Raw genomic sequence first — 11572 nt, forward strand, 5'->3', positions numbered from 1 at the left:
GAAGGTGGGTCCCTGAGCCTGTCGAAGGGCCGGGTCACGACGCTTCGACAGGCTCACCGACCCAGAGGCGGCTCAGCGCCCCAGAGGCGGCTCAGCGATCGGCGGCGGGCCAGGCCTCCGCGACGGCCTCCCGCACCTCGCCGAGGAGCTGCGGGAGCGCCTTCGTCTTGGCGATGATCGGGAAGAAGTTCGCGTCCGAGCGCCACCGCGGCACCACGTGCTGATGCAGATGCGCGTCCACGCCCGCTCCGGCCACCGCTCCCTGGTTCATCCCGAGGTTGAAGCCGTCGCAGCCGGAGACCTCGCGGAGCACGCGCATCGCGGTCTGCGTGAGCGCACCGATCTCCGCGACCTCCTCGGGCGTCGCCTGGTCGTAGGTGGCGATGTGCCGGTACGGGCACACGAGCAGGTGCCCCGAGTTGTACGGGAACAGGTTCAGCAGCACGTAGGCGGTCTCCCCGCGCGCCACGATGAGCCGCTCCGCATCCGGGTACTTCGGCGCCTCGCAGAACGGGCATTCCTCGCGCAGCGGTTCCGGCCCGGCCTGGATGTACGCCATCCGATGCGGGGTCCACAGCCGCTGGAACTCGTCGGGCACCCCGACGAGACGGGAGGCGTCCTCGAGGTCCGCCTCACCGCCCGTCATGCGAGGTCTCCCGCCTTCAACACCAGCGCGTGCGAGGCGATGGCGGCGCTGATCCGGCGCACCGCGTCGGCCACCGGCACGCCGTTCTCCTGCGTACCGTCGCGGAAGCGGAACGACACCGTGCCGGCGGCGCGGTCCTGCTCCCCCACGATGAGGATGACCGGGACCTTCGCCGTGGTGTGGGTGCGGATCTTCTTCTGCATGCGGTCGTCGGAGTGGTCGACGTCGGCCCGCACGCCCGCCGCGCGCAGCTGCGCGATGACGTCGTCCAGGTAGTCGCCGTACTGCTCGGCCACCGGCACACCCACCACCTGGCTCGGCGCGAGCCAGAGCGGGAAGTCGCCGGCGTAGTGCTCGAGGAGGATCGCGAAGAAGCGCTCGACGGAGCCGAGGAGCGCCCGGTGGATCATCACAGGCCGGTGCTTCTGCCCGTCGGGACCGGTGTACTCCAGCTCGAAGCGGTCGGGCTGGTTGAAGTCGAGCTGGATCGTCGACATCTGCCACGTGCGGCCGATGGCGTCGCGGGCCTGCACCGAGATCTTCGGGCCGTAGAAGGCGGCGCCGCCCGGGTCGGCCACGAGCTCGAGACCGGACTCGATCGCGACCTCGCGCAGCGTGTCGATCGCCGTCGACCACTGCTCGGGCTCGCCGAGGAACTTCGGGTTGCCCTCCTCGTTCGTCGAGAGCTCGAGGTAGAAGTCGTTGAGGCCGTAGTCGCGGAGCAGGTCGAGGACGAGGTTCAGGTTGGTGGTGAGCTCCTCCTTGACCTGGTCCTGGGCGACGTAGATGTGCGCGTCGTCCTGGGTCAGACCGCGCACGCGGGTCAGCCCTGACAGCGTTCCGCTCTTCTCGTAGCGGTAGACCGTGCCGAACTCGGCCAGACGCAGCGGCAGCTCCCGGTAGGAGCGCCCGCGCGAACGGAAGATGAGGTTGTGGAACGGGCAGTTCATCGGCTTGAGGTAGTAGTCCTGGCCCTGGCGGGTGACGTTGCCCTCGTCGTCGACGACCTCGTCGAGGTGCATCGGGGGGAACATGCCGTCCGCGTAGGTCTGCAGGTGCCCCGACGTCATGAAGAGATCCTTCTTCGTGATGTGCGGGCTGTTGACGAGGTCGTAGCCGTTGCGCAGCAGGTGCTTGCGCAGGTTCTCCTCGATCTCGTAGCGGATGATGCCGCCCTTGGGATGGAAGACCGCCAGCCCCGAGCCGATCTCGTCCGGGAAGGAGAAGAGGTCCATCTCGGCGCCGAGCTTGCGGTGGTCGCGACGCTCGGCCTCGGCGATGCGCTCCTGGTAGGCGCGCAGCTCGTCCTTCGTCGGCCATGCGGTGCCGTAGATGCGCTGGAGCTGCGGGTTCTTCTCGCTCCCCCGCCAGTACGCGGCGGCGATGCGGGTGAGGTCCCAACCGTTGCCGATCATGCGCGTGTTGGGCAGGTGCGGACCGCGGCAGAGGTCCTTCCAGACGACCTCGCCGTCACGGGTGGTGTTGTCGTAGATCGTGAGCTCGCCCTCGCCTACCTCGACGGAGGCCCCCTCGGCGATCTCGGCAGCACCCTGGGTCCCTGAGCCTGTCGAAGGACCCTTGAGTCCGATGAGCTCGAGCTTGAACGGCTCGTCCGCGAGCTCCGCACGAGCCTCCTCGTCCGTCACGACACGACGGACGAAGCGCTGGCCCTCGCGGACGATGCGCTGCATCTCCTTGGAGATCGCCTTGATGTCCTCCGGCGTGAACGGGGTGTCGACGCCGAAGTCGTAGTAGAAGCCGTCCGTGATGGGCGGACCGATGCCGAGGTTCGCCTGCGGGTTGATCCGCTGCACCGCCTGGGCGAGCACGTGCGCGGTCGAGTGACGCAGGATGTTCAGGCCGTCGGGGCTGTCGATCGTGACGGGCTCGACGTCGTCGGTCTCGGTGACCGTCGCGGCGAGGTCCTTGAGGACGCCGCCGACGCGCATGGCGACGACGTTTCGGTCAGAGAACAGGGCGAAGCCGTCGGTCGGCTGGGCGTTTTCAGGCACTGATCACTCCATCTGGGTCTGGATCTAGGCTACTCGTCCGCTCGCGGGTCGCCGACCGTCACGCAGCGGTCTCCGACAGCGAATCCGTCGCCGCTGGCGCGAAGATGATGATCGCCGCCCCGGCCAGCGCCACCACGGAGCCGATCACGTCCCACGAGGTGGGGCGGAATCCGTCGACGATGACGCCCCAGGCGAGGGAGCCGGCGATGAAGATCCCGCCGTACGCGGCCAGGACGCGGCCGAAGTTCGCATCCGGCTGGAGAGCCGCGATGAATCCGTAGGCGCCGAGCGCCATGACCCCGAGGACCGCGAACAACCAGCCCCTCTCCTCCTTCACCGCCTGCCAGATGAGCCAGGCGCCGCCGATCTCGGCGATGGCGGCGAGGAGGAAGAGGACGGTGATGCGCAGCACGGTCATCGCCTCAGTGTGGCAGGCACGGCGTCCGACGGGGACGGTAGCGTGGGCGCATGACACGGACGATCGCCCGCTGGCTCCTCGCTCTCGCCCTCGGCGCGATGGGCGTGCTGCACTTCACGCAGACACGCGGGTTCCGGGTCGTCGTGCCCGACTGGGCGACCCGCCTCACCCGGATGGACAAGGACGCGATCGTCCTGGCGTCCGGTGCGGCCGAGGTCGCGCTCGCGGCGGGGCTGGTGGCGCTGCCCCGCGAGCGCCGTCGGATGGGAGTGGCGACGGCCGGTTTCTTCGCCGCGGTCTTCCCCGGCAACTGGCATCAGTGGCGCACCGGGCGATCGACGCCGGGGCTCGACACGGACCGGCGGCGGTTCGGCCGCCTGTTCCTGCAGCCGCTGCTGGTCGCCTGGGCGCTGTGGGCGACCCGATGACGTCGCCCTCGATCGTCTGGTTCCGCGACGATCTCCGCCTGGCCGACAACCCCGCGCTGCGTGCCGCCGTCGAGCGCGACGAACCGATCATCGCGCTCTTCGTCCTCGACGAGGAGTCCCCCGGCATCCGTCCGCTGGGCGGCGCGGCGCGCTGGTGGCTGCACCATTCGCTGGCCTCGCTCGCCGAGCGGCTGCAGGAGAAGGGGGCGACGCTGGTGCTGCGGCACGGGCCCGCCGACCGGATCGTGCGGGAGCTGGTCGCCGAGTCGGGCGCCGGAGCGGTCTTCTGGAACCGCCGCTACGGGGCGGCCGGGCGCGAGATCGACGCGGGGCTGAAGGCGACGCTGCGCGACGACGGCCTCCAGGTCGCGTCTTTCGCGGGGTCGCTCCTGCACGAGCCGTGGACGGTCACCACCGGGAGCGGCACGCACTATTCCGTCTTCACGCCGTTCTGGCGGGCCTGTCTGGCCCTTCCGGCCCCGCGCGCTCCGCTCCCCGAGCCCCGCGAGCTTCGCGGCGCCGGCCGGCGGCTCCGCTCCGATCCGCTCGACGACTGGGGCCTGCTGCCGACCGCCCCGGACTGGGCGGGCGGACTCCGCGAGACGTGGGAGCCCGGCGAGCCCGCCGCACGCCGCCGGCTGCGGCACTTTCTCGGCGAGGACCTCCGCACGTACGATCGCGCTCGCGACGCCCCGGCCGCCGGTGCCACCTCCCGGCTGTCTCCGCGACTGCGCTGGGGCGAGCTCAGCCCCTTCACCGTGTGGCACGAGGCGATCGACGTCGACGGGGCCGGCGGATTCCTCTCGGAGATCGGCTGGCGCGAGTTCGCCTGGCACACGCTGTTCCACTTCCCGGATCTCGCGACGAAGAACCTGCGGCGCGAGTTCGACGCGTTCCCCTGGCCTCCCCTGGACCCCGCACGCCTGGAGCTGTGGCAGCACGGCGAGACCGGAGTCCCCCTCGTCGACGCGGGCATGCGCGAGCTCTGGCACACCGGGCACATGCACAACCGGGTGCGGATGGTCGCCGCATCGTTCCTCGTCAAGAACCTCCTCATCGACTGGCGGCTCGGCGAGGAGTGGTTCTGGGACACGCTGGTGGACGCCGACGACGCGAGCAACCCGTTCAACTGGCAGTGGGTCGCGGGTTCCGGCGCCGACGCCGCCCCGTACTTCCGCGTGTTCAACCCGGAGTTGCAGGCCAAGAAGTTCGACGGCGAGGGGCAGTACGTGGGGCGCTGGGCCGCAGACGCCCCCACCGAGCCGATCGTCGACCTCGGCGAGACCCGCAAGGCAGCGCTCGCGGCCTACGACGTCGTGAAGCGCTCCGGAGCACCGCGGAGCTGACGCCCGGCTCACGCCCGGCTCATGCCCGCGGCGACCGCCGCCGCATGGCAGACTGGTGCCCGTGAGCCCGTCCCGCAAGCCCGCCGTCGTGCGGGGCTTCGCGACCTCGTCGCTCGCGATCTTCGTGGCTCTCGCCGGTCACGTGAGCGGCGGCGGAGAGATGCCGGGCCCTCTGGGCATCCTGGTGCCCTGGCTGTTCGCCTTCATGGTGAGCGTGCTCCTCGCCGGACGGACGCTCTCCCTCACCCGTCTCACCCTCTCGGTGGCCGTGAGCCAGTTCCTCTTCCACGTGCTCTTCGTGCTCGGCACGGTCAGCGCGTCCGGCGTGGCTCTCCGTCACGTGCACGGCGCTCCGCTCGTGCTCCCCGCGGCCGAGGGCACGGCCGTCGTCGCGACCGCCGACGCCTCGATGTGGCTCGGGCACGCCCTCGCCGCCCTCCTCACCGTGACGGCGCTCCACCGCGGGGAGCGGCTGCTCCTCACCCTGCGCGCCCTCGCCGTCCGACTGGTCCGCTGGGTGCGTCGGCGTGCGGACGCGACGCTCGCCCCGCGCGCCGCTGCTTCTCCGTTCCGCCTCGCCGGGCTCTTCCTCGTGCCGGCGGGCCGCGGTCTTCGCCTCCTCACTCCGCTTCTCGGGCGCGCCCCGCCCTCTCTCCCCGCGCTCTGATCCGCGCCCGCGGCCTCCCGCCGTGCGGTGCGTCCTCGCGCCGTCCCCGGTGACGCGCGCGTCCGAACGCAGGTACCCGCGTCGCTCGGCGACGTCTGAAGAGAGGCTCTTCCATGTCCCCTGTCCGCAGATTCGCGGCCGGGGCGGTGCTGGCGGCTGTCGCGATCCTCGCGACGGCGGCGCCGGCGACCGCCCATGACCAACTCATCGAGAGCAGCCCCGCCGGCGGGGAACGGCTCGACACCGCGCCCGTCAGCGTCACGATGACGTTCTCGGGCGAGCTCCTCGTCCTCGACGAGTCGACCGCCGGGGCCGTCGTCCTCGTCGTCGACGCGGAGGGCGAGGACTGGGCCACGGGCGAGGTGGAGGTGCGCGGACGGAACGTCACCGCCGCCCTCCTGCCCGACATGCCCGACGGCGGGTACCAGGTGCGCTGGCAGGTCGTCTCCGAGGACGGGCACCCGATCGCGGGGGTCATCCCCTTCGCCGTCGGAGACGCCGTTCCGCTGGAGTCGACAGGGAACCCGGAGCCGACCGCGTCCGCCACGGGCGGGTCGTCGACCGCATCGGGTCAGAACGCAGACGAGACGGGCGGCCCGGTCCGGGTCCTGCTCGTCGGCGGGGCGGGAGCGGCACTCGCCGTCGCCGCCTTCGCCGTCCTCCTCATCCTCCGCCGCCGTCGCGCGGCCGCTGTGGCGCCGGAATCCGGCGAAGACACGGCAGAGAACTCCTGAAAGGCATCATCATGAACACTCGCACTTCCCTCCCCCGCCTCGGCGCGGCGATCGTCCTCTCGCTCGTCGCGCTCACCGGGTGCACCGCGCCCACAGCCGAGACACCGACCAGCGCCCCCGCCGGTGACGATCTCCGGATCGACGACGCCTGGGTCAAGGCCGCCGACGACGGCATGTCCGCGGCTTTCGGCGTGCTCGTCAACGAGGGCGAGGAGGACGTGACGGTGACATCGGTCGCCTCCGCCGCCTCGCCGATGATCGAGCTGCACGAGACCGTGGAGAACGAGGCCGGGGAGATGGTCATGCGGGAGATCGCCGGGGGTTTCGTCGTCCCCGCCGGCGGCAGCCTCGCCCTCGAGCCCGGGGGGAATCACATCATGATGATGGACCTCTCCGAGCCTCTGGAAGCCGGTGACGAGGTCGCTTTCACCGTCACCCTGTCGGACGACTCCACGTTCGAGTTCGCCGCGCCGGTGAAGGACTACTCCGGCGCGAACGAGAACTACGACGGCGCCGACGACCACGAGGGCATGGACCACTGATGGCCGCGCGCGTCTCGGGCGCGCGCACCGGCCGCACCGGCTCGACCCGGCGGCAGTTCCTCCTCGGAGGGGCTGTCGCCGGTGTCGGCGCCGCCGTAGCGGTCGGGGCCGACCTCGCCCTCACGCGAGCGGACACGGAGGCTCCCGCGGCCCCCGCACCGCTCAACGGCTCCCTCACAGTCCCGTTCCACGGTGTCCATCAGGCCGGGATCGACACCCCTGCCCAGGCGCACGGCTCGTTCGTGGCGCTCGACCTCCGGCCGGAGGTCGACCGCGACGGACTCCGCCGGCTCCTGCGTATCCTCACGGACGACGCGGCGCGGCTCACCCAGGGACGATCGGCGCTCGCGGACTCGGAGCCGGAGCTCGCACTCGCCCCGGCCCGGTTGACCGTCACGTTCGGCTTCGGCCCGACTCTCGTCGCACGGGCCGGCGGCAGCAGTCCGTCCTGGCTCGCTCCGCTGCCCGCCTTCCGCGTGGACCGCCTGCAGCCGGAGTTCTCGGATGGGGACCTGCTCCTCCAGCTCGCCGCCGACGACCCTCTGACCGTCGCGCACGCGCAGCGCATGCTCCTGAAGGACGCGCGCGGCTTCGCGACCGTGCGATGGATCCAGCAGGGCTTCCGCCGGGCACACGGCACAGAGCGACCGGGCACGACCATGCGCAATCTCTTCGGCCAGGTCGACGGCACGAGCAATCCGCAGCCGGGGACCGAGGACTTCGACCGGGTGGTGTGGAGCGATGACGGCTGGCTGGCCGGCGGCACGGGCATGGTCCTGCGCCGCATCCGCATGGACCTCGACGCCTGGGACCGCCTGGATCGCGGGGGCCGCGAGGCCTCGGTGGGGCGGACGCTCCGCGACGGTGCGCCGCTCACGGGGACGTCGGAGTTCGACGAGCCGGACTTCGACGCGACGACGGCCATCGGGTTCCCCGTCATCCCGGCGTTCGCGCACATCCGGCGCGCACGCGGGGACGGGACGGAGCGCATCTTCCGACGGGCGTACAACTACGACGAGCGCCCGGCCGGAGGCGGCGTCTCCGAATCCGGGCTGCTCTTCGCCGCGTTCCAGGCCGACGTCGCGCGGCAGTTCGTCCCGATGCAGCAACGGCTCGACGAGCTCGACCTGCTCAACGAGTGGACGGTCCCGATCGGATCCGCCGTGTTCGCGGTGCCCCCGGGGTGCCCGGAGGGCGGCTACATCGGGGAGACGCTGCTCGACTGAGGTCGAGGACTCAGTGGGGTCCGCGTCGCCGGGCGGCGGCGACCGCGGGCCCCACACCGTCCAGGACGGGCTCTCCGTGGCCCGTCAGGACGACCCGCGCGCTCGTCCGTGCCAGGGTGTCCAGCGACTCCATCGCCTCCGTGGTGTCGGCCGTGGCCGCCCTGGCGACGATCTGGGGTCCGGTCTCGCCGGTGTACGGGTCGAGCGTCACGAGGGCGTCGCCGGCGATGAGCACCCCGGACTCCTCGAACAGGTATGCGCAGTGCCCTTCCGTGTGCCCGGGAGTCCACAGCGCGATCGGGGTCCCAGGGGCGTCGATCGGATGCTCGTGCCTCACGCGCGGCTGCGCCTCGACGCCGCGGACGTTCAGGGCTCCGGCGAGTGCCATCCGGGTGATCGTCGGGATCCCCCGCGGATGGGTGAGCACGTAGGGGACGCGCGGTGAGGCCGGACGGTAGCTGTACGGGTGACGGGCCAGCTGTGCGTCGCGAGGGTGGACGAACACGGAGACCCCCTCCTCGTGCAGCCGGCACGCGACACCGACGTGGTCGAAGTGCCCGTGCGTCAGGACGACCGCATCGATGTCGGACTCCGTCGCCCCGAGGTGGCCGAGCAGGTCGCGCAGCACGCCCCGGCTGCGCGGCAGTCCCGCATCGAACAGCGTCAGCCCGTCCGCGGTCTGCACGAGGTAGCAGTTGACGTCCGCCACGCTGATGCCGAAGAAGCCGGGAACGACCTCCGTCCACCGCCGCCCTCTGCTCATCCCCGGTCCTCCTCGTCGTCGGCGGGCCCGCGCCCCGCATCGAAGTTGCGCTCGTACCGCTCCCTGGCCTCGAGCAGCACGTGTGCGCCGATCACGGCGATCGGCTCCACGTCCGTCAGCAGCGGCTCGCAGTCCGGGCCGCGGCCGCAGTGCTCGCCCCGGAGGACCCAGGCGATGCGCTGCGGATCCTGCTCGGCGAGGTGCCGGTACTGGCAGAGTTGGCGCGCCAGCCAGTCCTCCAGGGGACGCGTCCACCACCGCTCGGCGTCGAGAGGATTGACGGAGAGCCCGGGGAGCTCCAGTCCGCTCTCGGTGTCGACGCTGGAGCGGCGGGCATCCGCGTCCGGTCCCTCGGAGTAGCGGACATGCAGACCGGGGCATGCGCGGACGACCGCGGCCAGCTGCGCCAGGTGGTCGATGCGTCGCAGCCCGGTCGCAGCGTCGCGATCGGTCGAGGTGCCGCAGGTGCGGTCGAGAGCGGCGTCGGTCATGGGCTGAGCGTAAGAAGCGGCCGTGACGACGCCGAGGGGGATTGACAATCCGGGCTTCGAGCGCATCATCGCCGGAGCGCTCGCGGACGCGCGAGAAATTAGCGCGCCGCTTCCGCCGCGTCAATGCCCTCTCAGCCCGCACCCAGGGGTTCTACCTTCGGGCAACCGCACCCACCTTGGAGGGGATCATGAGCGACACCACCCGCACCACCCGCTACGCCGAGACACCGATCCAGAAGACGGCGCTGATCGTCGGCATCGTCTTCCTCATCGTCGGCATCGCCGGCTTCATCCCGGGCCTGACCCACTCGGCCGAACACCTGCACGGTGCCGGAGCAGCATCGGAGGCCTTGCTCCTCGGCCTCTTCCAGGTCTCGGTCCTGCACAACGTCGTGCACCTCCTGTTCGCCGTCGCGGGCATCGCGCTCGCCGCCTCGCCGCGCGCCTCCCGCCTCTACCTCATCATCGGCGGGCTCGCATACCTCGTCGTCTGGCTGTACGGCCTGATCGCGGTCGGCAACGAGCAGCTGAACTTCCTGCCGGTGAACAACGCCGACAACTGGCTCCACCTCGGTCTCGCGATCGGCATGGTGCTGCTGGGCATCTTCGTCAGTCGAGAGCCGCGCGTCCCGCGGAACGGCGCAGGCGCCGCGCGCGTCTGACGCTCGGTGCACCACGTCGGGACGCCTCCTCCTCGCCTCGCGGAGGGGGCGTCCCGGCTGTCATCGTCCCGTGCCCTACGACAGGTCCAGGTTGCCTGTGACGGCGCTCCCGGCGGGCTCCGGCACGAGATACAGACCACCGGGCGAGTTCGCCGTGTACGCCAGCGCGTCGACCCAGGCGCGGTTGATCTCCGGCTGGCGGCTGCCGACGTACTTGAACACCATAGAACTCCCGGCGTGGAGCCAGACGGTGATCCGTCCGCCCCCGACGCTGGCGTCCTCCTTCCAGGTGTACGGGAAGGGCTCGCCCCGCCGCAGCTTCGCGGTCATCACCAGCTGCAGATGCCGCAGCGCGCGGTCCTCGACCTCGACCTTGGTGCTTCCGTCGTAGATGAATCTGCCCATGTCCGCCCTTCCTGAGATGATCGCCACGAGGTCTCGTCCCACGGAGGTGCGATCGTCGATCGCCGGTGGTGATGTCCGTCCACCCTGTCACCGGCACCGCACCCGGGAAGACGAAGACACCGTTGTGCGGACAGGAAACGAACAGTTCGTGCGAGCGGTGTCCATTCCCCGGTCACCCCTCCGCCGGCTGCACGGCATTCCCCCAGACCCAGCAGCGGTAGGTGCGCTCGCCGGCACGGAACTCTATGCCCGCCGCGAGCGGAGTGGAGCGGACGACCTTGGCCTCCACGCGGATCGCCTCCGGGCCGAACCGCACCCACGCCCGCACCCGCCGCTGGAGCGCGTGCGGATAGACGGTGACGGCGGACTCGCGCAAGGCGAGCTCGCGATCGGACAGGGACTGCAGGGGGCCGCGGCGTGCGGCGGCCTCGATGGCCTGATGCTGCGACCGCATGTCGTTGTACGCGGAGAGCGCGCGACCCGAGTTCCCCACACCGGCTCCTTCCTCCGGCCTCTTCCAGGATACCGATATTCGAACACATCTTCGAACTCGATCCCGAGGGCGCAGACACGCAGATTCGCACCGAGGTCGCAGGGCTCCGCCGTGAGGCTGCGACCTCGCGCGGATCTGCGACGCCGCGAGAGGGGAGGATGCCCCGCGGGCAAGAAAAAACCCCCGGCAGAACCGGGGGTTTCAGGTGGTGCGCGATACTGGGATCGAACCAGTGACCTCTTCCGTGTCAGGGAAGCGCGCTACCGCTGCGCCAATCGCGCCCGTTGGGGCTATTCAGTTTTCCCGTGAGGTGGCGACGGGATTCGAACCCGTGTAAACGGCTTTGCAGGCCGGTGCCTAGCCGCTCGGCCACGCCACCGTGTGGATTGACCCCACGTGCCGCCGATCTTCGAGAAGATCTACTGCACTCGAGCGGATGACGAGACTCGAACTCGCGACCCCAACCTTGGCAAGGTTGTGCGCTACCAACTGCGCTACATCCGCATTTCGTTCCCGGTTGTCCCGGGCACTTATGAAACATTAGCCGATGATCCGCGCTCCGCCAAACCCGTGGCGAATCTCGCGCGTGTCTCCCCGACTGGTCATCGGGGCACTCGCGGGTCGGGTAGTATCGGTTGACGTACCCCGCGGGTATGGGCGATTGGCGCAGTTGGTAGCGCGCTTCCTTCACACGGAAGAGGTCATCGGTTCGAGTCCGGTATCGCCCACAGAATCCCTC

The 11572-nt window shown here is 70.7% G+C and carries 14 protein-coding genes and 4 tRNA genes; 8 read left to right on the plus strand and 10 right to left on the minus strand.

From position 1 onward, the window contains the following. Nucleotides 1-91: 91 nt before the first annotated feature. From B7W94_RS15795 to B7W94_RS15805, 3 genes are all read right to left on the minus strand, one after another. Nucleotides 92-646 carry an HIT family protein gene (locus B7W94_RS15795; protein WP_025103533.1) on the minus strand — a complete coding sequence of 185 codons (555 nt, stop codon included), beginning with the start codon at nt 644-646 and terminating at the stop codon, nt 92-94. Further along, on the minus strand, nt 643-2595 hold the full coding sequence (thrS, locus tag B7W94_RS15800) for a threonine--tRNA ligase (RefSeq protein WP_253247471.1): 1953 nt from the start codon (nt 2593-2595) through the stop codon (nt 643-645). The genes B7W94_RS15795 and thrS overlap by 4 nt, the downstream gene beginning before the upstream one ends. A 121-nt stretch (nt 2596-2716) precedes the next feature. Then, nucleotides 2717-3076 carry a YnfA family protein gene (locus B7W94_RS15805; RefSeq protein WP_085607589.1) on the minus strand — a complete coding sequence of 120 codons (360 nt, stop codon included), beginning with the start codon at nt 3074-3076 and terminating at the stop codon, nt 2717-2719. 50 nt (nt 3077-3126) lie between these two features. Between B7W94_RS15805 and B7W94_RS15810 the strand changes: the two genes are divergently transcribed. From B7W94_RS15810 to B7W94_RS15835, 6 genes are all read left to right on the plus strand, one after another. Beyond that, a complete protein-coding gene (locus B7W94_RS15810; RefSeq protein WP_025103536.1) occupies nt 3127-3504 on the plus strand; it encodes a DoxX family protein in 378 nt (125 codons plus the stop codon). Next, entirely contained in the window at nt 3501-4850 is a 1350-nt protein-coding gene (locus tag B7W94_RS15815; protein ID WP_085607949.1) for a cryptochrome/photolyase family protein, read from the plus strand. Before B7W94_RS15810 ends, B7W94_RS15815 begins: the two co-directional genes overlap by 4 nt. A gap of 61 nt (nt 4851-4911) precedes the next feature. Further along, nucleotides 4912-5517: a hypothetical protein gene (locus tag B7W94_RS15820; protein ID WP_062634451.1), complete on the plus strand. Its 606-nt coding sequence runs from the start codon at nt 4912-4914 to the stop codon at nt 5515-5517. 113 nt (nt 5518-5630) lie between these two features. Next, on the plus strand, nt 5631-6251 hold the full coding sequence (locus B7W94_RS15825) for a copper resistance CopC family protein (protein WP_253247455.1): 621 nt from the start codon (nt 5631-5633) through the stop codon (nt 6249-6251). 11 nt (nt 6252-6262) lie between these two features. Further along, nucleotides 6263-6793, plus strand: coding sequence for a copper chaperone PCu(A)C (locus tag B7W94_RS15830; protein ID WP_085607594.1), 531 nt, complete (start codon nt 6263-6265; stop codon nt 6791-6793). Beyond that, a complete protein-coding gene (locus tag B7W94_RS15835; protein ID WP_085607596.1) occupies nt 6793-8019 on the plus strand; it encodes a Dyp-type peroxidase in 1227 nt (408 codons plus the stop codon). The genes B7W94_RS15830 and B7W94_RS15835 overlap by 1 nt, the downstream gene beginning before the upstream one ends. Before the next feature lie 10 nt (nt 8020-8029). Here the strand turns inward: B7W94_RS15835 and B7W94_RS15840 are convergent, their stop codons facing one another. After that, complete coding sequence (locus B7W94_RS15840) at nt 8030-8782, minus strand: MBL fold metallo-hydrolase (protein ID WP_085607598.1); 753 nt, start codon at nt 8780-8782, stop codon at nt 8030-8032. Further along, a complete protein-coding gene (locus B7W94_RS15845; protein ID WP_231729437.1) occupies nt 8779-9273 on the minus strand; it encodes a DUF6098 family protein in 495 nt (164 codons plus the stop codon). The genes B7W94_RS15840 and B7W94_RS15845 overlap by 4 nt, the downstream gene beginning before the upstream one ends. A gap of 188 nt (nt 9274-9461) precedes the next feature. On the opposite strand from B7W94_RS15845, the gene B7W94_RS15850 reads away from it, so the two are divergent. Continuing rightward, entirely contained in the window at nt 9462-9935 is a 474-nt protein-coding gene (locus B7W94_RS15850) for a DUF4383 domain-containing protein (RefSeq protein WP_085607600.1), read from the plus strand. 75 nt (nt 9936-10010) lie between these two features. On the opposite strand, the gene B7W94_RS15855 is transcribed toward B7W94_RS15850, so the two are convergent. From B7W94_RS15855 to B7W94_RS15875, 5 genes are all read right to left on the minus strand, one after another. Next, nucleotides 10011-10340, minus strand: coding sequence for a DUF7882 family protein (locus B7W94_RS15855; RefSeq protein WP_062634442.1), 330 nt, complete (start codon nt 10338-10340; stop codon nt 10011-10013). A 172-nt stretch (nt 10341-10512) separates the two neighbouring features. Beyond that, nucleotides 10513-10833: a hypothetical protein gene (locus B7W94_RS15860; protein WP_025103546.1), complete on the minus strand. Its 321-nt coding sequence runs from the start codon at nt 10831-10833 to the stop codon at nt 10513-10515. A gap of 206 nt (nt 10834-11039) precedes the next feature. Continuing rightward, a tRNA-Val gene (locus tag B7W94_RS15865) sits at nt 11040-11114 on the minus strand. A 27-nt stretch (nt 11115-11141) separates the two neighbouring features. Beyond that, nucleotides 11142-11212, minus strand: a tRNA-Cys gene (locus tag B7W94_RS15870). A gap of 52 nt (nt 11213-11264) precedes the next feature. Continuing rightward, a tRNA-Gly gene (locus tag B7W94_RS15875) sits at nt 11265-11337 on the minus strand. A gap of 151 nt (nt 11338-11488) precedes the next feature. Between B7W94_RS15875 and B7W94_RS15880 the strand changes: the two genes are divergently transcribed. Continuing rightward, nucleotides 11489-11561, plus strand: a tRNA-Val gene (locus B7W94_RS15880). The last annotated feature ends 11 nt before the right edge of the window (nt 11562-11572 follow it).

The organism is Microbacterium sp. LEMMJ01 (assembly GCF_002114135.1).
GTDB lineage: Bacteria > Actinomycetota > Actinomycetes > Actinomycetales > Microbacteriaceae > Microbacterium.